10 protein-coding genes and 3 pseudogenes are annotated in these 20,398 nt (G+C 69.8%); 9 read left to right on the top strand and 4 right to left on the bottom strand.

Going from position 1 to position 20,398, the window contains the following annotated elements; genetic code table 11:
• The first annotated feature begins 382 nt into the window (after positions 1-382).
• Both ACFXC1_RS45785 and ACFXC1_RS45790 read left to right on the top strand, forming a co-directional pair.
• Positions 383-2,197 (top strand): serine/threonine protein kinase, encoded by a 1,815-nt coding sequence (locus tag ACFXC1_RS45785; RefSeq protein ID WP_381254930.1) that lies wholly within the window; start codon positions 383-385, stop codon positions 2,195-2,197.
• A pseudogene (locus tag ACFXC1_RS45790) lies at positions 2,158-2,340 on the top strand (hypothetical protein); the annotation flags it as partial. The gene ACFXC1_RS45785 and the pseudogene ACFXC1_RS45790, both read left to right, overlap by 40 nt.
• A 106-nt stretch (positions 2,341-2,446) precedes the next feature.
• On the opposite strand, the gene ACFXC1_RS45795 reads toward ACFXC1_RS45790, so the two are convergent.
• Positions 2,447-2,932 carry a hypothetical protein gene (locus ACFXC1_RS45795; RefSeq protein WP_381254932.1) on the bottom strand — a complete coding sequence of 162 codons (486 nt, stop codon included), beginning with the start codon at positions 2,930-2,932 and terminating at the stop codon, positions 2,447-2,449.
• A 62-nt stretch (positions 2,933-2,994) separates the two neighbouring features.
• On the opposite strand from ACFXC1_RS45795, the gene ACFXC1_RS45800 reads away from it, so the two are divergent.
• The 6 genes and pseudogenes from ACFXC1_RS45800 to ACFXC1_RS45825 form a co-directional block, all read left to right on the top strand.
• On the top strand, positions 2,995-3,789 hold the full coding sequence (locus ACFXC1_RS45800) for an alpha/beta fold hydrolase (RefSeq protein ID WP_381254935.1): 795 nt from the start codon (positions 2,995-2,997) through the stop codon (positions 3,787-3,789).
• Positions 3,790-3,903: 114 nt separating this feature from the next.
• Positions 3,904-4,371 (top strand): annotated as a pseudogene (locus ACFXC1_RS45805) (transposase); the annotation flags it as partial.
• 228 nt (positions 4,372-4,599) lie between these two features.
• The gene (locus ACFXC1_RS45810; protein ID WP_381255044.1) at positions 4,600-6,714 is read left to right on the top strand and encodes an MMPL family transporter; all 2,115 of its coding nucleotides are present in this window, start codon (positions 4,600-4,602) and stop codon (positions 6,712-6,714) included.
• Between the two features lie 62 nt (positions 6,715-6,776).
• A complete protein-coding gene (locus ACFXC1_RS45815) occupies positions 6,777-8,195 on the top strand; it encodes a sensor histidine kinase (RefSeq protein WP_381254937.1) in 1,419 nt (472 codons plus the stop codon).
• Positions 8,196-8,203: 8 nt separating this feature from the next.
• Positions 8,204-8,872 (top strand): response regulator, encoded by a 669-nt coding sequence (locus tag ACFXC1_RS45820; protein WP_381255046.1) that lies wholly within the window; start codon positions 8,204-8,206, stop codon positions 8,870-8,872.
• A 103-nt stretch (positions 8,873-8,975) separates the two neighbouring features.
• A pseudogene (locus tag ACFXC1_RS45825) lies at positions 8,976-9,239 on the top strand (transposase); the annotation flags it as partial.
• A 515-nt stretch (positions 9,240-9,754) separates the two neighbouring features.
• Here ACFXC1_RS45825 and ACFXC1_RS45830 read toward each other — a convergent pair.
• The gene (locus tag ACFXC1_RS45830) at positions 9,755-10,792 is read right to left on the bottom strand and encodes a helix-turn-helix transcriptional regulator (RefSeq protein WP_381254940.1); all 1,038 of its coding nucleotides are present in this window, start codon (positions 10,790-10,792) and stop codon (positions 9,755-9,757) included.
• Positions 10,793-11,360: 568 nt separating this feature from the next.
• Between ACFXC1_RS45830 and ACFXC1_RS45835 the strand changes: the two genes are divergently transcribed.
• On the top strand, positions 11,361-15,458 hold the full coding sequence (locus tag ACFXC1_RS45835) for a carboxypeptidase regulatory-like domain-containing protein (RefSeq protein WP_381254942.1): 4,098 nt from the start codon (positions 11,361-11,363) through the stop codon (positions 15,456-15,458).
• A 368-nt stretch (positions 15,459-15,826) separates the two neighbouring features.
• On the opposite strand, the gene ACFXC1_RS45840 is transcribed toward ACFXC1_RS45835, so the two are convergent.
• Entirely contained in the window at positions 15,827-17,860 is a 2,034-nt protein-coding gene (locus tag ACFXC1_RS45840) for a WD40 repeat domain-containing protein (RefSeq protein ID WP_381254944.1), read from the bottom strand.
• A 162-nt stretch (positions 17,861-18,022) separates the two neighbouring features.
• Positions 18,023-19,540 carry a hypothetical protein gene (locus tag ACFXC1_RS45845; protein WP_381254947.1) on the bottom strand — a complete coding sequence of 506 codons (1,518 nt, stop codon included), beginning with the start codon at positions 19,538-19,540 and terminating at the stop codon, positions 18,023-18,025.
• Between the last annotated feature and the right edge of the window lie 858 nt (positions 19,541-20,398).

Raw genomic sequence — 20,398 nt, forward strand, 5'->3', positions numbered from 1 at the left:
GTTGGTTGGAGCAACGCCGTGGGTGGTACTGCTGTACCTACCCTGCCCCCTAGGCCGCTGCCGCCCCCGTAGAGGATGATCGGCATGCGAAGGGCCCGGCGAGTCCGTCGACCACGGTCGTCGGATCTTCATGACGTGAGACGGCGGCGCCCCGCTCGCGGCCGGGCCCTGCTCCTCATGGAACCGACCAACAGCCCTGGAGTCGCCCCGCGCGCGACAACCGGGCCCGACGCGCCGTGGAAAGCGGCTGCTTCCGGGCCCTTCGCTGCCAAAATGCTCCTCAACCAGTCGTAGGCGAAGGGCCGTTGGGTGTGCGGTCGGCCGGAGGAACCCCGTGGCGCCGTCGGCCGGATCGGTCTGAAGCAGAGAAAAGGAACCCACGGTGTCCGACGAAGGACGGCTGATCGCCGGCCGATACCTCATCCTCGACCGCATCGGCCGGGGCGGCATGGCCACCGTCTGGCGCGCCCACGACGAACTCCTCGGCCGCCAGGTCGCCGTGAAGAAGCTCCACTCCCAGCCCCAACTCGACGACGCCGAACTCGCCACCCTCTTCGAACGCGCCCGGCGCGAGGCGCACAGCGCCGCCCGGATCAGCCACCCGAACGTCGTTGTCGTCCACGACGTCGTGGACGACGAGGGCCGGCCCACCATCGTGATGGAGTACGTGCGCTCCACCACCCTCGCCGACCGGATCAAGGCGTACGGCACGGTCCCGCTCGACGAGGTCGCCCGGATCGGCCGGGGCGTGATCGCCGCGCTACGGGCCGCGCACCGGGCAGGGGTCCTGCACCGGGATGTGAAACCGGCCAACGTGCTGCTCGCCGAGGACGGCCGCGTGGTCCTCACCGACTTCGGCATCGCCCAGGCCGTCGAGACCTCGGCGCTCACCCGCACCGGCCAACTCGTGGGGTCGGTCGACTTCATGGCCCCCGAACGCCTCGTCGGCGCCAAACCCGGGCCGGAGGCCGACCTGTGGGCACTCGGCGCAACGCTCTTCGAAGCGGTCGAGGGCCGCTCACCGTTCCTCCGGGAAACGGTGGCCCAGACGATGTACGCCATCGCCATGGAACCGGCCCCCGAAGTGCGCGGTGCCGGACCGCTCACCCCGCTGATCCAGGGCCTCCTCGTGGCCAAACCGGCCGACCGGCTGTCGGCCGAGGACGCCGAACGCATGCTGCGAAGACCGCCAGGCGCAGCGGGGCCCTCTGTTGTTCCACCCGCCGCCCACCCCGTGGCCGTGGCCGACGACGCTCCGGCTCCGGCTCCGGCTCCGGCCGCGAACCCAGTGCCCGAGTCCGCATCGCCATCGCCATCGCCATCGCCATCGCCATCGCCATCGCCATCGCCATCGCCATCGCCATCGCCATCGCCATCGGGGCTCAACTCGGACCGCGGAACCGACGATGCCTCCGCAGCCGAGCCACCCGTAGAACCTCCACAGCCCGATACGACCGACCAACAGGCGCACCGGCCCCCAGGCCGTTCGAAGAAGCCGGTCGTGCTCGCCGCGGCCGTCGCCACGGCGCTGTTGCTCACGATCGCCGTACTGCTGACCAACCTGCCAACGGGGAAGAGCAGCGTCAGCGCCACCGCGTCCGACGGCCCGCTCGCGGCCGACAACCCCACCCAGCAGTCCACGGACACATCCGCACCCACGGTCTCCTCCCCCAAGGCGTCCCGCTCCGCAGGTTCCGGCGCCAAGTCTCCGACGCCGCACACCTCTTCGAAGCCGACGTCCACAACCGTGCAGGAGGACTCCGAGCCGGAGTCCGGAGGCAATGCCGGATCCGAGGAAAGCGGATCCGGTGCAACGGTCGACCCGGCCGTCGGCCATGCCCTGGTGGTCCCCGCCACGCAGAAGTGCCTGAGCGGCGGCGCCGGGACCGAGGGAATCCAGCTGGTCCATGTCGCCTGCGACGGCTCCGCGGCACAGCGCTGGCAGACCGGATCGGGGGACACCTTCCGCTCCTTGGGGAAATGCATGACCGTGGCCGACGGAGCGAGCGACGACCGGACCGAGATCCAACTGAGCGCGTGCAGCGGCGACTCCAGCCAGCAATTCCACTTCTCCGGTACGGAACTGGTGGCCGATCAGTCACAGAAATGCGTCACCGTTTTCGGGGGCACGAGCGGCACGGTGGTGGTCCTGTGGGAATGCAACGCCTGGGACAACCAGACGTGGACCCTCCAATAACATGGCCGACATGGCACTTCGGCATGGCTGTGCGCGGTTGGCGTGAACGCATGTCACCGCAGGACAGCGGGCTGACGTTGGGCGGGGAGCGGCGCATCTCCGGACTGCGCCGCGAAGAGCTGGCCGGTCTGGCGGGCATATCGAACTCGGCCCCCTCGCCACGCCCTTCGGGCGGGAGGGGGCCTTTACAACGGCTCACAGAAAGAGGAACTGAGTAGGGGGAGCCTGCTGTCCTTGCATTCGTCCGTGTCATGTCACCGCTGGGGCCACCGTCAGCGTTCGTGCTGTGCCGTCGAGCACGGCTTCTGTACCCAGGGGGAGAGTGGCAGGCCGATCTCGGTGACCGACGGGCAGTCCGCCGAGAACAGGGATGCCAAGGCCACCGAAATGCTCAGTCAGCACATCGGTGATCTTCCAGCCTCCGTCCTGAGAGGCCGTGGGGTCATCTTCGAACCCGAAGAACTGGCCGAGAGCTACGCCTCGAAGCCCCTGCAATGCCCCGCTGCGACGAAGTTGGGTCAGGGCCCGATCCACGTGACGCAGACCACCCAGGGGGTGTTCGAGGAAGAGAATGGCTCCGTCGAGAGGAGGCAGCCCGGCGCCGGCCTCGGTGCTGAGGGCGGTGAGAAGGCCGCCGACCAACACGCCTGATGCAGCCCCACCGACTGTGACTGTTCCGGTCGCCTCGGTTGGGTCGGCGTGCAACACGTCGGTCGGCTCGTACGGCACGCCCACCTATCTCATCGAAGCCGTCGACACCTCGGGGCTGCCGGCCCTATGACGAAAGCGACGCACACATGACGGACACGAACACGCTGCGGAAGGCCTGCGTCCCCAGTCGCTTCGGCCAGTTGCACTACGTGGAGTCCGGCGACGGCGAGCCCGTGGTGTTGCTCCAGCAGACACCCCGCTCCTGGACGGAATACCTCGACGTGCTCCCTCTGGTCGGTGCCTGGTATCGGGCGATCGCGATGGACACGCTGGGCTACGGAGCATCCGCGAAGCCCGAGGGGCCGCACACCGTCAAGCGCTTCGCGGACGGCGTTGGCGAACTGATCGAGGCGTTCGGCCTGGAGAGCTTCCACCTGGTCGGGCATCACACCGGCGGCGTGATCGCCGTCGAGGTGGCGGCGCGCTTCCCGGACCGTGTGGCAAGCCTGCTGCTGTCGGCGACTTCGTTCGTCGGCGACGAGAAGCGTACTGGCGCCCACGGCAGCGTCGACCATGTTGATCCATCCCCCGACGGCGCGCACCTGCGCGAGCTGTGGAACAAGCGGCGCGGCTTCTACAGGCCGGGCGAGGAGGCGGCCCTGGGCCGGTACGTTGTCGACGCGCTGACGGTCCTCGACCGTGTTGAGGAGGGCCACGAGGCGGTGCGCCGCTATGCCATGGAACCCCGCCTGCCGAAGATCACCGAGCGTACCCTCGCGGTCTGCGCCCCTCACGCCATGTTCTCCCGGCCGTCCCTCGCCAAGTTCGCAGCGGCGCTCGGCTGTCCGACAAGAGTGCTGTCCGACGGACATGTGGCGGCCCCGGAGCAGGTGCCGCAGGAGTTCTCCGACACCATCCTGGAGTGGGCAGGCCGCGGCTGACCCCGCAGGACGAGTGCCCTCTCGGAAAGACGCCGGGTTCCCTCGGCGAGCCTGCCGATCCGGGGGCCGACGCGTTCATGAGGGTCGAGCGAAGCTGCACCATGCGCCCCTGTCGATCGGACTCTCGCACTCGCCGGTCCAATGCTGGTCCTCGCGCACTCCGAGAAGCAGGATGCCACCGCGACCTGGAAGAAGACCTTCGGTCATCACCCGCTCGTCGCGTTCGTCGACCGCGGCCCAGCCGGCTCCGGGGAACCCGTGGCCGCACTACTGCGGCCCGGCAACACGGGCTCCAACACCGCCGCCGACCACATCGAAACCATCCGGCTCGCCCTGGCCCAACTGCCGAAACGGCTGCGGCGGGGGCGGCAGACCCTGATCCGGACCGACTCCGGCGGCGGCACCCACGCTTTCCTCGACTGGCTCTCCAGGCCGGGCCGGTGGCTGTCGTATTCCGTCGGAATGACCATCACCGACGCCATCCACCAGGCCGTGCTGAAGATCCCGAAGAAGGCATGGACACCGGCCTACGACGCCAGCGGCACCGAGTGGCCCGGCGCCCAGACCCTGAAGGCGAAAAACTGGCGTAGACCCGCTTTTCAGGGGCGCGGGGAACGGCGCGACCAGCCCCCACCCACCCGCAGGCGAACACGCAGCGGCGGCTCCCATTACTCCCGGGGGAGTAATCCGCGCCCCCCGCCACCCCGGGCAGTACCCGCAGGCTCCCCCTCCCGTCCGACGAAAACCCCTCCCCGTGCCGGAAGGCTGACAGCTGAAACGGTAGTCGTCGTAGCGAGGGAGATCTGCCTCATGACGGTCGGGAAGACAACCACGAAGGGTGTGGGACGCAGGCGGGCCGTGCCCTGGGCGCTGCTCGGGCTATGGGTGGCCGTGCTCGTGCTGGTCGGCCCGTTCGCGGGGAAGCTCGCCGACGTTCAGCACGACCGGGCCACCGACTACCTGCCCTCCAGCGCCGACTCGACCCAAGTGGCCCGGATACAGGACGCGCTGCCCGGGGGCGAGAGCACCGAGATGGTGATCGTGTATCACCGGGGCGGCGGGCTGAGCGCCGACGACCGGCGGGTGGCGGCCGGGCAGGTCGAGGAGATCGCCGCAGCGCATGAGCTGGTCGGCGGGACGCCCAAGGGGATTCCGTCCCACGACGGTACGACCCTCATGTACCCCGTCGTCAGCAACGAGCCCGGGCGCGACGAGAAGCTGCGGGACACGCTCGTCGAGGACGTCCGGGGCATCGCCCGCGGCCAGGACGGGCTGAGCGTCGAGGTGGGCGGGACCGCAGCGCTCGGCACCGACGCCGGGAAGGTCTACGACTCACTCGGCGGGCCACTGCTCTACACCACTGTCGCCGTCGTCGCCCTCCTGCTGATCCTGATCTACCGCAGCCCGGTGCTGTGGCTCGTGCCGCTCGTGGTCGCCGGCATCGCCGACCTCATGGCGATGGGCGTCGCGTACGGGCTCAACCAGGCCTTCGGTACCACCGTCACGGGCCAGAGCTCCGCCGTGATGACGATCCTCGTGTTCGGCGCGGGCACCGACTACGCACTGCTCCTTGTCTCCCGCTACAGGGAGGAACTGCGGCGCATCGAGCGCCCGTACGAGGCCATGGTCGCCGCCCTGCGCGGCTGCGGGCCCGCCGTGCTCGCCTCTTCCGGGACCGTCGCCGCCGGCCTGCTGTGTCTGCTCGCCGCCGATCTCAACAGCAGCCGCGGCATGGGCCCGCTCGGCACGGTCGGTGTGCTGTGCGCGCTGATCGCGATGCTGACACTGCTCCCCACCGTCCTCGTACTGCTCGGGCGGCGGGTCTTCTGGCCGCTCGTACCGGCCTACGGCAGCGAACCCAAACAGCGGCGGAGCCTCTTCGCCGCGATGGGCGACTCCGCCCGACGCAGGCCGCTGACCGTGCTCGCGACCGGAGCCGTCCTGCTCGGCGCACTCGCCCTCGGCACGCTCAACCTGCCGGGAGCGGTCAAGCAGGAGGACTCCTTCGTCACCAAGCCGGAGGCCGTCACCGCCATGGAGACCCTCGCCCGGGCCTATCCCGACCGCGGCACCCAGCCCATCGACGTGATCACCCCGGCGGACCGCGTCGACCGGACCCTCGCGGCGATCCGGGCCACCCGGGGAGTCGAGAGCGCCGAGAAGGGCCGCACCGCAGACGGCTGGGCCGAGATCTCCGTCATCGCGAAGGACGCACCCCAGTCGGTGGGAGAGACCGCCACCATCAAGTCCCTGCGCAGCGAACTGAAGGGCTCGTACGTCGGCGGGGACAGCGCCGAGCAGATCGACCTGGAGGACACCAACAGCCGGGACACGAAGATCGTCGTACCCCTGGTCCTCGTCTCGGTGCTGCTCATCCTGTTCGTCCTGCTGCGCAGTCTCGTCGCGCCGCTCATCCTGGTGACCGCCGTGGTCGCGGTCTGGGGCGCGGCCCTCGGGATCGCCGGGCTGGCCTTCGGACCGCTCCTCGGCCTCAAGGGAACCGATCCCGGGCTCGGGCTGCTGTCCTTCGTGTTCCTCGTCGCCCTCGGCGTCGACTACGGCATCTTCCTCATGCACCGGATGCGGGAGGAGTCCCTGGCCGGCGCGGAACCGGCCGCCGCCGCGCTCACCGCCCTGCGCAGCACAGGCGCCGTCATCGCCTCGGCCGGCCTGGTCCTCGCTGCGACCTTCGCCGTGCTGATGAACATGGGGCTCGTGCAACTCGTCGAACTCGGCTTCGTGATCGCCGTCGGCGTACTCCTCGACACCTTCCTCGTACGGACGTACCTGGTGACCAGTGCCAGCGTCGCCCTGCGCCGGAAGATGTGGTGGCCGGGCGGCCTCTCCCGCGAAGGCGCGCCCGGCGCCGGGCCGTCCGAACCGACCGAGCCGCCGCGGCAGCCGGAACAGGTCGGCGCGCCCTGACCTGCCGGGATCACCACAGCCGACCGGGCGCCTCTCCTGCCGTCTGCCGGAGGGGCGCCCCCATGACGGAAGATGGAGCCGTGCACGATCGGGGAGCGGCCTCAGCCGCAGCGGACCTGAGAACCACCGTCGTACGGGGTGACACGCGGCCGCGCCGGTTCGAGCGCGTCATGGCGGTCGTCAACCGGGACCCGCTCACCGCACCGCACCGCACCCGCAACGACGCGTTCCTCGCCATGGGTGTCGCCGTGCTGGCCGTCATCTTGGCGTTGTTCCTCAGCGACGGGCTCCCGCTCGGTCCGCCCGGCTGGGCCCTGCTGGCCGGCGCCCATCTGCCGCTCGTGTGGCGGCGCAGCCGTCCGCTGCTCGTGCTGCTCGCGGTGGCGGCCTGCGTCACCGCGTACCACGTCCTCGACTACAACCACGCCGTACCCATCCCCGCGACCCTCCTGGCGCTCTACACGGTCGCGGCGACCGGCACGGTACGCCGCTCGCTCCTCACCGCTGTCGTCGTCCTCGGCCCGACGCTGATCATCAACAGCTTCACCAACCCTGACGGGGCACTGGAGCTCCTGCAGATCTCCGGCTGGGTCATCGCGGTCCTGTTCTTCGGCGTCGACGCCCGCCTCTACCGCCAGTACGTCGCCTCCATCGTCGAGCGCGCCGAACGGGCCGAACGGACCCGCGAGGAAGAAGCGCGGCGCCGGGTCGTCGAGGAGCGGCTGCGGATCGCCCGCGACCTGCACGACCTGCTCGCGCACAGCATCACCCTGATCGGTGTACGGACGTCCGTGGCGGCCCACGTCCTCACCGCGGATCCGGACCGGCTCGACCGCCAGGCGGTCGCCCAGGCGCTCGACGACATCGCGGAGACCTGCCGGACGGCCCGGGGCGAGTTGCGTACGACGCTGGAGGTGCTGCGGGAGAACGAGGTGAACGTGAGTGTCGGAGGGGAACGGGAGTGGGTGGCCGAACCCGGCTCCGGACCGGGTTCCGGTTGCGGGTTCGGCTCTGTGGACGGGCGCGGGCCACTGCCCGGGCTCGACGGGCTGGGCGCGCTCGCGGAGGCGGCCAGGGTCGCCGGGGCCAAGGTCGAACTGTCCGTCCACGCGGACGGCGTACCGCCCTCGGTGGGCGCCGCCGCCTACCGGATCGTGCAGGAGGCGCTCACCAACGCCGTACGCCATGGGGGCCGCGGCGACCTGACCGTCCGGGTGGGACTGCGGGCGGCGGAGGGGACCCTGCGGGTGACCGTCGCCGACAACGGGGCGGGGCACGGGACGGGCCACGGGGTGAGCAGCGCGGTGCGCAACGGGGTGGGGCACGGACAGGGAGCCGTCGGCGGCATGCCGGGGTTCGGGCTCGTCGGGATGCGTGAGCGGGCCCGTAGCGTGGGCGGCACACTGGACGCCGGACCGGGTCCCACCGTGGGCTTCGAAGTGACCGCGAAGCTGCCGCTGCCCCGGGAGGAACCCTCGTGACGGACCCGATGCCGATACGCGTACTCCTCGCCGACGACCAGACCCTCGTACGGGCCTCGTTCGCGATGCTCGTCGCGTCCGCCAGGGACATGGAGGTCGTCGCCGAGGCGGGCACCGGCCGGCAGGCCGTGGACCTCGCCCGTTCCACGAGGCCCGACCTCATCGTGATGGACATCCGCATGCCCGACCTGGACGGCATCGAGGCGACCCGGCTCATCGCCGCCGACGAGAACCTGGCGGGCGTGAAGGTACTCGTCCTGACGACATACGACACCGACGAGCACATCGTCGATGCGCTGCGGGCCGGGGCCTCCGGCTTCCTGGTGAAGGACATCCGGCCGGCCGAACTCCTCGACGCCATCCGGACCGTGGCCACCGGGGACTCCCTGCTCTCGCCAGGACCCACCTCCCGGCTCATCGCCCGTTTCCTGCGCGCACCCGACACGTTGATGCCGGCGGCAGGCGGCCCGGACGGGCTGTCCGAGCGGGAGCGGCAGGTGCTCACCCTCGTCGCGCGCGGGTTCAACAACACCGAGATCGCCGAAGCGCTGGGGCTCAGCCCGCTCACCGCGAAGACCCATGTCAGCCGGATCATGGGCAAACTGGGAGCACGTGACCGGGCGCAGCTGGTGATAGTGGCCTACGAGTCGGGGCTCGTGATACCCGGGGAGGACTGAGCACCGCCGCCAAGTCCCGTCCCAACGCGCAGAGTGCTCCTGACTTGCCACGATGGGACTTGTCCAGGGCCCTGTTGGCTGCACGGAAAGAAGCGCTCGTCAGGTGAGCGGGCGTATCGTCGAGGGCGGCGGCAACGGGGCGGTCTCGCAGGCCGGGGCGGTGCTGCTGGTCGAGACGGTCCGCAAGTCCGGCCTGGACAGCGCGATAACAGCGGCGTTGGCGCCATGGCGCAAGCAGCGGGCGATGCACGAACCGGGCAACACCGCTCTGAACGTGGCGCTCGCGGTGGCGCTGGGCGGGGACTGTCTGTCCGATGTCGCCATGCTGCGGGCCGAGCCGGCAGCACCGAACGATCCAAGCCTGGCTGCCAGCAAGGCACTTCGACCCTCGGTGCGATCGCACTCACAGCCCCCACCGTCTCGGCCTCCGCCCCGACCGGCGATGCGCCCAGGACCTCGACGGCCTCTTCGCGGGCGACCACCGCGCGCCGCGCGGCCTCCTCAGCCTCGGCCACCGCAAACCGAAGGTGCTCCATCTCCGCGCGCAGCTCCTCCACCCGGGCCAACGCGGCCCGTTCCCACTCCTCCAACAACCCCACCACCGACGGCATCCGCCATCTCCGACACAGCGAAACCGAACGCAGCGGATCCAGCCTGCCTCGCATCGCATCGCCGATCGCATGCCTGACCTGCGAGAACTTGACACTACGTCCGCTTTGGGAATCTCTTCTGAGAAAACGCCAACTACCCGGCTTTGAGTCAAGGCCCCTGCCGCGCGTCCCCCATCAGTTCACCCACGCACGGCACAACAGCCCATAACACCTGACGTCGAAACTGCCGTGCCTGACGCCCACCGCACCCCGACCGGGAGCGCCGGTCCCCCTACCGATCCTCGAACCAGCCGCGTTCCTGGGCCAACAGCGCTATCTGGAAGCGGGTCCTTGCGCCCAGTTGTCTGCCCAGTTCGCTGATGTGCGTCTGTACGGTCCGGCGGCTGAGCCGCAGGGAGCGCGCGATGGCGTCGTCCTTCATTCCGGCGGCCATCAGGCGAAGGATGTCCCGCGTCCGACCGTGGAGGACGCCGTCCTGTCGTTCGGCGCTGACCGGCGGCGTGGCGGGCGCACCTTCCAGTGAGAGGGGCACCGCGCGCTCCCATACGCTCTCGAAGAGCGCGGTCAGTACTTCCAGCAGAGTCGAGGAGTGGACGACGAGCGAGCCGGCCTCGGGATCGTCCCTCCGCAGTGGCATGATCGCCGCCACACCGTCGAAGATGACCAGTTTCATGGGCAGTCCGGGCAGGAGCCGCAGTTCCCCTTCCGCGGCGGCACCCCCGAGCGCTGCCTCCAGGCATGCGTCGTCGGTGATTCCGTCGCTGTCGTACACGGACCGGAGCCGGACGCCGGAGCGGACCGTGGCGCCCGCAGCGGTGGAAGCATCGGCGGGCGTGACCTGCGAGGTCACATAGGGTGGCTTCGCGAAATGCAGCACCTCGTGGCGACTGCCTCTCAGAAGGTGCGCATAGCGTGCTCCGACTTGTTCGTTGCTCTCGACCACCTCGAAGAGATCCGAGGCGATCTGCCGACCCGGGGCCGTGCGATACACCTCCTGGAGCTGTTCCGCGTACAACTCGACCCTCGCCAACTCCTGTCGTTTACGGGCCAGAAGGGCACCCAGGGAGGAGCGGGGCGGGCTTGCGCTCCAGTACGAGGGCTGTTCCCCGACGTGTACGGCGAGGAGTTCGGCTTCCAGGGACCGCAGGACGGTCCGGGCGGTCGCGACCGGCAGTCCGGTTCCCGCCGCTACCGCGTTCTCGTCCGCGCCCGGATGGCCGACCAGGAATTCCAGTGCCAGCCAGGCCGGGGCACCCAGGCCGGTGCCGGCCCACAGCGCGTCCAAGGACGACACATCCGACACATCCATCAGCGACTCCCCGGAAGATCGGAACGAGGTTCACGGCGATGCTACGCAAGTGCGCAACTGCGCGGGCCCGCAGGCGGGGAACCTTGCCAGGCACGACTGCCGCGGCCAGGATGATCACAGGTCACCGGCGCGGTGATCTCCGCTTTCACCTCATGTTCCGGCCCCGACTCCCGTGGCCTCCGCAGGGCGCGCACAGCGCTCCCCGGGCGCCTGCCGCCGACCGAGAATCATCACCCTCCAGAAATGGCCCCCGCAATTCTTCGAGCGGCGGGCCCAATTGGCGTGGGAATTCAATTTCCAACCCCGGGCGCCGGATTTTCCGTTTTACGTGACATTAGATACATGACATGCACATGTAACACGGATTTAATTGCCATTCGGCCCCCGAGGTACGCCAATTGATTGCGGTGAATACGGCGACCCGCATTCACCGTCCACCGCGAGCCACCGACGAGTCGACCCATGCTGGGCGAAAAAGGGGAGTAACGTCTTGCGCACTTCGCCAAGAACCGGTTCAGCTTTACGCCGTAGAGCCGCCGCCTTTCTGACCGTCCTGAGCGCTGCCGCGATGACGGTCGTGGGCGTACAGATACCGGCCCACGCGACCGCACCGTCCGCGATGTCAGCCCCGTCGGCCAAGAAGAAGACCGACCTCGACCCCTCCTGTTCCACCCCGAAGAAGGGCGAGGCCACCTGCTTCGCCCTGCGCCGCACCGACACCAAGGCCGTCAAGGGGCTGCTGGCCCCCTCCGTCGATCCCAGCGGCTACGGCGCCGCCGACCTGCGGAGCGCCTACAACCTTCCCGCCGACGGCGGAGCGGGCCAGACCATCGCCATCGTGGACGCCTACGACGACCCCAGCGCCGAGGCCGACCTGGCGGTCTACCGCGAGCAGTACGGGCTGTCCGCCTGCACCACGACCAACGGCTGCTTCACCAAGGTCGACCAGCGCGGCGGTACCGACTACCCGGCGCCCGACTCCGGATGGGCCGGTGAGATCTCCCTCGACCTGGACATGGTCTCCGCCGCCGCACCGAACGCGCACATCCTGCTCGTCGAAGCGGACCAGCCGAGCTTCGAGGACCTCGGAGCGTCGGTCGACGAGGCGGTCGCGCTCGGCGCCAAGTACGTCTCCAACTCCTACGGCACCAACTACAGCAGCACGCCGGGCAGCGGAGAAGCCCCGGACGAGACGACGTACGACACCCATTACAACCACCCCGGTGTCGCCGTGGTCGCCTCCTCGGGCGACAGCGACTACGGAGTGGCCTACCCCGCCGTCTCCCCGTACGTGACGTCCGTCGGGGGTACCTCACTGGTCCGGGACTCCGGCACCGCACGCGGCTGGTCCGAGTCGGTCTGGAACCGCGACGGCTTCGGCCCGGGGTCCGGTTGCTCCCTCTACGAGCCCAAGCCCGCCTTCCAGACGGACACCGGATGCGACAAGCGCACCGTCGCCGACGTCTCCGCCGTGGCCGACCCGGCCACCGGCGTCGCGGTCTACCAGACCTACGGCGGTGGCGGCTGGCAGGTGTACGGCGGCACCAGCGCCGCCTCTCCAATCATCGCCGCCGTGTACGCGGACGCCGGGACCCCCGTCGCGGGCACGTACCCCAACGCCTATCCGTACGCCTCCGGAACCGGTCTCAATGACGTGACCGCCGGCGACAACGGCACCTGCACTCCGGCGTACTTGTGCACCGCCGGTGCCGGCTACGACGGCCCGACCGGCCTGGGCACGCCCGACGGACTTGCCGCGTTCCGCAGCGGCCCGCACGGAAAGCTCTCCGGCACCGTCACCGACGCCGGCACCGGGAAGCCGGTCGCCGGAGCCACCGTCACCACCCAGGGCGGCGGCACCGCGCACACCGATGCCGACGGTGCCTACTCGCTCGTCCTGCCGGTCGGCAGCTACGACATCACTGTCGAAGCCTACGGCTATGCCGCCGTCACCGCCTCCGGCGTGGCCCTCGCCGACGGCGACACCCTGACCAAGAACTTCGCCCTGTCCCCGGTCCCCAGCCGGACCGTGTCCGGCAAGGTCACCGACGGCTCCGGCCACGGCTGGCCGCTCTACGCCAAGATCACGGCAGACGGCGTGCCCGGCGGCCCGGTGTGGACCGACCCCCTCACCGGCGCCTTCGACCTGAAGCTGCCCCAGGGCCACGACTACACCCTGCACGTGGACAGCGCCTACCCCGGCTACACGTCGCTCACCAGGAAGATCACCGTCGCGGACGCCGACCTGAGCCTGAACCCCGCGGTGCCGGTCGACCCCTGGGCGGCCACCCAGCCCGCCGGGTACTCGGTGCGGGACGAAGGCACCACCGAGCCGTTCGACTCGGCCGACTCCGCCCCGAAGGGCTGGAGTGTGGTCAACGCCGACGGGACGACGGGCGGCTGGACCTTCGACGACCCGGGCTCGCGAGGCAACACCACCGGCGGTGACGGCGCCTTCGCCATCGTCGACAGCGACCACTACGGCGGAGGGGTGCACCAGGACACGCAACTGCTCAGCCCCGTGTACGACTTCACCGGTGACTCCGCACCCGAGATCGCCTTCGCCAACGACTACTGGGCCATCGGAGGCCAGAGCGCGGATGTAGAGGCGACCACCGACGGGGGGACCACCTGGACCACGGTCTGGTCCGCCACCGGCACCACCTTCGGCGCGCAGAAGGTCGAACTCCCGCTGACCGACTACGCGGGCAAGGCGTCGGTGCAGCTCCGCTTCCACTTCACCGGCTCGTTCGGCTGGTGGTGGAAGGTTGACAACGTTTTCATCGGCCAGCGCAAGGTCACGCTGCTCCCGGGTGGTCTGATCACCGGCACGGTGACGGATGCCAACACCTCCGCCGGGCTGGTCGGCGCCACCGTGACGAGCAAGGACGGCGACAAGCAGAGCGCCGTGACCCTGGCCACACCCGACGACCCGGCCCTGGGCGACGGCGTCTACGCCCTGTTCTCCTCCCTCGGCAGCCACGGCTTCACCGCGGCGAAGTCGCACTACACCGGGCTCGACAAGACGGTGAAGGTACGGGCCGACAGCGCGGTCGGCGCGGACTTCGCTCTCGGCGCCGGACAGCTGACGCTGGACAAGACCTCGATCACCGCGTCGGTCGGCTGGGGCGGGCAGACCACCAAGACCCTGACGGTCAAGAACTCCGGCACGGCCGCCGCCACCATCAAGGTGGGAGAACAGCCCGGCGGGTTCACCATCGCGTCCGCGGGCGGCGCCCCGCTGAAACTGGTCAAGGGCACGTACTCCCCGCTGTCGAGCAAAGCGGCCGTGTCCGCCGCAGGCAAAATCCCGAAGGCGATCCCCGGAACCGCGGGTGACGCCTGGACTGCGGCCCCCGACCTGCCGGTGAAGCTCATGGACAACGCCGTGGCCACCGACGACGGGAAGGTCTACTCCGCCTTCGGCTTCAACGGCAGCGCCGACACCAAGGACATGTACGTCCTCGACCCGGTCGCCGGCACCTGGACCAAGCGGTCCGCCGCGGCGGACACCCGGGAGGATCCCGCCCACGGAATCATCGACGGCAAGTTCTACGCCGTCGGCGGCTGGGGACCCGGCGGCGACCCCGACTCCAAGCTGGAGATCTACGATCCGGGAAGCGACACCTGGACCACTGGCGCCGCCTCGCCCAAGCCCTACGCCGGCTCCGGCAACGCCGTGCTCGACGGGAAGCTCTACGTCGTGGGCGGCTGCGGGGCGGAATCCTGCGGCAGCAAGGATGTCACCGCCTACGATCCGGCCGACGACACCTGGTCCACGGTGGCCGACTACCCGGAGCCCATCTCCTGGAGTTCCTGCGCCGGCGTCGGAGGCAAGCTCTACTGCGGCGGCGGTCTGAGCGGCAGCAGCGAGGTCAAGCACTCCTACGTCTACGACCCCGCCACCAATGCCTGGTCACAGGTCGCCGACATGCCCGTCACCCTCTGGGGCTCCGCGTACACCGCAGCCAACGGCCTGCTCCTGACGGGCGGTGGCGTCACCGGGAACAGCCTCACCAACCAGGCCTTCGCCTTCGACCCGCAGGCCGACGCCTGGACCGCGCTCCCCAACGCCGACACGGCCACCTATCGCGGCGGAGGCGCGCTCGGCTTCTTCAAGGTCGGCGGGGGCGTAGCGCTGGCTACCCCCACGACGACGGTGGAGGTGCTGCCGGGCTACGACCAAGCGGAATCCCACGACGTCAGCTGGCTGAGCGAGAGCGAGCAGCAACTCACGCTTCAGCCCGGTAAGAGCGCGAAGGTGAAGATCATCCTGGACGCCTCCGTGGCCGAGGTGACCCAGCCGGGAGACTTCACCGCCAAGCTGTCCCTCAGCTCCGACACCCCCTACTCCCTGCCCACGCTTCCGGTGCAGATGCAGGTCGCTCCGCCCGCCACCTGGGGCAAGATCACCGGAACCGTACTGGGCGCCACCGGCGACGGCGGCACCACGCCGATCGCCGGGGCCACCGTCCAGATCGACACCTGGGCCACGAGCTACACGCTGACGACCGACGCCCACGGCGGATACGCGCTGTGGCTCGACGTCCGCAACAACCCGCTCCAGGTCATCGTCGCCAAGGACGGCTTCCAGCCGACCGTCGCAACGGTGACGATCAAAAAGAAGTCCACTGTCACCAAGAACTTCACCCTCAAGAGAAAGTAGGACCGGCCGAAAGCCGGGGTGGGCCGATCCGGTACAGGGTCGGCCCACCCCGGCTTTGGCCGCCGCGCTTCACCTGGGGCGGCGCCCGGATCCTCAGCTGAGACGCGCAAGTGCCCTCTCCTTACACGATGGGTGGGCTGACGGACCATGGCAGGGGCACGGCAGCCTGCTGGGCACAGTTTTGCGGGGCGGGCCGACGATGCGCTGAACGTTGGTGCCGCATCCGGGACCGTGCGGGGCCCACTTCCAGCGGCGTAGCCGCGGCCTGTCCATCTGTCGGCCCGACGCATACGCCCCGCACGTTCCCGGGATCCGTCCCGTCCCCAGGCCCCGCGCGACGGGGTGGGACGGATCGGGGCCGAACGGGTTCACTCTCTGGTGAGCGAGAGGCGGAGGACTCCGCGGTCGTGTCCGACGATCAGGTCCGGCCCCGCGGTCGCCAGACAGGTCAGCGCCACATCCAGGGCGATGTGGTCCACGGCGCTGGTCTCCGGTTCCCATATCCGCAGCCGGTGACCGTGATGGGTGCCGGTGACCACGACCGTGCGGCCGTCATGCAGGGTGGTGGCGGTGATGAGCGGCAAGCCGGCGGTGCCCGTCGAGAAGGGCAGACCGTCGCCGACAGGAGCACCGGTGGCAGGGTCCCACAGCACGATCACGCCTCGGTTGTCTCCCGTGGCCAGTACGGTTCGGTCATGGGTGGGTACAGCGGCCACAGCTGCTACCCGGTGGTCCGCATCGGCCAGCGCGCGTGGGTTCAGTTGCACGGCCGCGCCGGTTTCCCAGGGGTCGTCGACGGCCGGATCCCACATGTGAAGGCGGCCGGCGGTGTCCGAGGCTGCGATCAGCGTGTGGTCGGCGGCGATCGGAATAGCAGCGATCGACTGGATCGGACTGCCGTAGGGATTGAGCCGCCCGACGCATTCACCGGTCTCCGGGTCCCACAGCCGGACCGCTCCTCGGAGCGTGGCGGTGACGAGCAGGGTGCGGCCCTCGGGGATCGTCGCGGCGCACATCCCGGTCACCCCGCCGGGCGAGCCGCCGGCCGGTTCGCGAACCGGCCGACCGGTGACAGGGTTCCACAGGGCGATGGACCCGCTGTCGCCTCCGCACGCCAGAAGGACGCGGTCGTCGGGCAGCGGCAGGGCCGTCATCGAGCGGATGCGGTCCGGATGACCTGGCAGGGGGTCATGGACGAGCCGGCCGTCGACCACGTCCCACAGGCACAGGCCGCCCCCATCCCCCGCACCCGCCACGAGCGTCGGCCGACCTGAGCCGGATGCCACCGCCAGTGCGTTGACACCCCCGGATGCACCCGGCGCGGACTGGGCGAACACCGATATACGGCCCCAGGGCGTGCCGTCGGCGGCGAGCACCACGTTCCCGTCCCGCCGGAACCGAGTCGCTGCTTCGCCTGTCGGGCCGAGCGCCGTCGAGTTCCCATCGGCCGCAGAACCGTTGTGCTCCTTCAACGCCTCTGCCGGATGGGCCTGGGGTCGCGCACCGTCCGGGTTCTCCGCCAGGCCGTCGGCGATCGCCCACGTCTGTTCGCAGTCCCAGCAGCGGAAGTATCCCGTGAGCGACATCAGTCGGCGAGCATGTTCCATTGCGGCCTGTTGCAGGGGGCCGTTGACCGCGACCACGCCGGCGACCAGGCACAGAACGGCCTGCCCCGGTGTCTCGGCAGTAACCCCTGCCGCCGCAACCCCACGCGCCACCCGGAAGAAGGACGCCCACTGCTCCCCCAGCGCCTCCTCCTGCATTGCGTCGGCGACCTCGGCCCACGGATGTCCTGCCTCCCGGACACGGGCGGAATCAGGCAGCTCCGGAACCTCGGAAGGCGGACTCGCCGCGTCCGCCAGGAATTCGGGAATTTCGGTGTCGCTCCCGCACTCGGGGCACACCAACAGGAGGCCGCTCTCCCGGAGTTCCAGGAACCGCACCAGCGCTTCGCCCATGTGGTGGCCGGCGAAGGCCACACAGGAGAGCGCGAGATGGGCGCGGGCCTGCGCGGCAGTCTCCGCGGCGAGGAGGCTCCGAACAGCCGCCCGCTCGGCCAGACGCAGTGCGGCGCCGAACCCCGCCTCCAGATCGGCCGGGACGAGCGGCCGGTAGTCGGCGGTCACGATGCAGCCCAGGTCCACCCAGAAGTCCACCGTCAGTCCAGGAGGCAAAACCGCTGCCGCCTCGACGAGATGCGGCAGGGCCGCATAGGCCCCGTCAAAGACGATTCCGTCGTCCATCAAGCCGCCCGCCAGGTATGTCCAGGTCTGCTTCCACGCCTCGCCGCTCCCGGTGGCGGACGCCGATGCCATCTGCTCCAGGAGTGCCTCCACCTCCTCCCCCTTCACACCGTCAAGATCACGCCAACGAGGGCTGGACAAGGGCAGCTTCGCAATCATGGAACGAGTCTCGCAGTCGACAGTGACAATGGAGTGGCCATCAAGGGCTGACGCTCGGCGGCCTCCGGCCCCTGGCGATGCGATCGGTGCCCGTACCGAGAGGCCGTGGCCCGGTGGACGAGGAGGCCTACGGCCCGGCAACATGCCGTCCCTCGCCACGAATCAGCTCGTCATCCGATCGGCCATCAGCGCGATCGAACGGGGCACAATCCGCTCCAGAACCGGCACGACGATGTGCCAGTTGTCGAGAGCCACGGCCTGTGCGGCGAGCCTGCGGGCGTCGAACGGCTCGGACAGTTCCGCGAGTTCGGCCAGTGCGCGAGCCCGCGTCGCGCGGTAGGCGATCGAACGGGCGAGATTCCCGGCCCGTCCCGGATCGCCGTGCCGGGATGTCTCCCGGACAACTGCCACCAAAGCCTCGCCCTGGGCCCAGCGGTCCTTGATCGAGTGGACGAGGGATTCCGCTCGGCCCAGAAGCCCGCGGTGAGCCAGCTCCCGGACCACTTCGATCAGCGCCCTGTCCCGTGCCCGGCGGTCGGTGATCGCACGGGCCAGAGCCTCGGCCGCTCCCGGGTCGCCGGAGCGGGCCAGTTCCCCGACGACCTCGGCATGCCGCGGCACGGACAGGCCGGGGTCGAGGAGTTCGACAAGTTCCATGGCCCGTTCGACTTTCCCATGCCGGGCCAGCAGGAGTGTCACGGACCTCAGCAGAATGTCGTGGTGACGGCCGTCACCGGTCTCGAGCACTGTCTCGGCCCGGTCGGCCAAGGCCAAAGCCACGTCGTGGTCGGCGGTTTCGGTCACGGCGTCCAGCACACATGCCAAGTCCCAGGCGTCGAGCGGAGATGGGAGGGGGATCGGTCGAGCGGCGTCCTCGTGCGGGGCTCCTACGACACCTCCCGGGTCTGCCAGGTCTCCCTGGTCTTCCGACAGATCTTCTTCCAGGCCTGTGTCCTGGTCGAAGGCTTCACCGAGCGCCCACCCACAGAGCGTTCCCCCGGCCTCGATGGCGGGAGCGGGCAGGGGACGTAGGAGAGCGTCGAGCCGACCGAGGTCTCCCGCAAGCACCTCACGGGCCAACACCCCTACCAGGGGCCGGGGCTTGGACCATCCTGCCTGGTTGCCGGACCGGGCGACGGTCTCCACACGGTCGGCGAGTGCGACGGCCCAATCATGGTCGCCGGTGGCGTCGGCCACCTCCACGAGGAGGGCGAGTACCTGCTCGGTCCCCTCGACGGCGTAGGAACTCACCTCGTCGTCGGCGCGAGCTGCGAATCCGAGCGCCGCGCCGATGTCTCCGCTGTCCGCCACCGCCTTCGCCAACAGGGCCCAGGCCCAGGCCCAGTTGTGGGGATAGTGAATTCTCTCCGCCAGAGCGACGGCCCTGTCACGCTCACCGGCACGGGCCCACTCCGGCACGAGGGCGACCAGCGCCTGGTCCCGCAGCTGCCGAACGGGGATGGATTCGACCAACGCCTGGGCGCCGCACAGGTCTCCGGCGCGCGCCCCGCTCTTCACCAGCTCCAGAAGCTCCGCGCCCTGCTCACGTTCGTCACCGATCGTGTATGCCAACTCGGCCGCGCGCACAAGGTGGCCCGTGCGGGCGAGCACTCGCGGCAACCACCCACGGGTGAGACCGGCGTCCGATTCCCTGTCCACCGAGAGCCGCAGTACGGCCAACAGGCAAGGCTCGAACCCTCCTTGCAGGACGTCCCTTCCCCTGTGGTTCTCCGGTGCCGGGCCGCTACGTCGCTCCCGTTCCCGGGTCATGAAAAGCTCTGGCCCCCACTGGGCCAACCCCTCCGGCATGGCTGGTGTCCCCCTGGTTAAGACCCCAACTGCGCGCTCGCGCAGGCGGTCCCACACTACTGGCGGGAATCCGGCGGATTGCAGTGGCGGACGAGACCCCGGGTATCTCTGACGCACCTTTCTGGTCCGAAATTGAAGGATGAGCCCAGGCCGGTGGCGTGGCTGGTGGTGTGTGTTCAGGCGGCCTCGATGGGGTCGAAGCGAACGGCGAATCCGAGGGCGTTGGCCTGGCGGGTGACGCGGCGCATGGCTCGCTCGGGGTCGTACTTCGCGTAGTAGTCACCACCGATAGCGCGACCGCCCTCGCCCGTCGCCCCCCCCCACCCGCTGAACCACGCCTCCCCGCACCGGACTTCGGCGGTTCCGGGACAGGCCTGTCGATCCTGCCGTGCGTCGAGAACGACGAACTCAGTTGGGACAACCGGTGCCCAGCGTCGCCGGAATCGATCGCCCCGTCCCGTGGCGGTTCCCTTTCATGCGTCCTGAGAATACGCTCGGGTGATTACACGTCCCCGCACCTCTCGACAGCCTGTTGCAGCCGTTGCTCGGCTGCGACGCTGTTCTCCTGTGCGAACGTTCCCGATATCCCCCGGGGAAATTTCATGAACCTCCCCCGGGAATCGCGAATGTGTCTGCGCCGGCACCCGACCACTACCAGCGCGGCGCCGCGCTGTCGGGGCCGGGGGGAGGGGGGGGCGGGGGGTGGGAGGCGGCGGGTGGGGTTGGAGT

The sequence above is a fragment of the Streptomyces hokutonensis genome (genome assembly GCF_042751305.1).
Classification (GTDB): Bacteria; Actinomycetota; Actinomycetes; order Streptomycetales; family Streptomycetaceae; genus Streptomyces; species Streptomyces hokutonensis_A.

Bases quoted from the DNA above. Each gene is read 5' to 3' on its own strand.
- ACFXC1_RS45800 (WP_381254935.1), top strand. From the start codon at position 2,995: ATGACGGACACGAACACGCTGCGGAAGGCCTGCGTCCCCAGTCGCTTC.
- ACFXC1_RS45810 (WP_381255044.1), top strand. From the start codon at position 4,600: ATGACGGTCGGGAAGACAACCACGAAGGGTGTGGGACGCAGGCGGGCC.
- ACFXC1_RS45815 (WP_381254937.1), top strand. From the start codon at position 6,777: ATGACGGAAGATGGAGCCGTGCACGATCGGGGAGCGGCCTCAGCCGCA.
- ACFXC1_RS45820 (WP_381255046.1), top strand. From the start codon at position 8,204: ATGCCGATACGCGTACTCCTCGCCGACGACCAGACCCTCGTACGGGCC.
- ACFXC1_RS45830 (WP_381254940.1), bottom strand. From the start codon at position 10,792: ATGGATGTGTCGGATGTGTCGTCCTTGGACGCGCTGTGGGCCGGCACC.
- ACFXC1_RS45835 (WP_381254942.1), top strand. From the start codon at position 11,361: ATGACGGTCGTGGGCGTACAGATACCGGCCCACGCGACCGCACCGTCC.
- ACFXC1_RS45840 (WP_381254944.1), bottom strand. From the start codon at position 17,860: ATGATTGCGAAGCTGCCCTTGTCCAGCCCTCGTTGGCGTGATCTTGAC.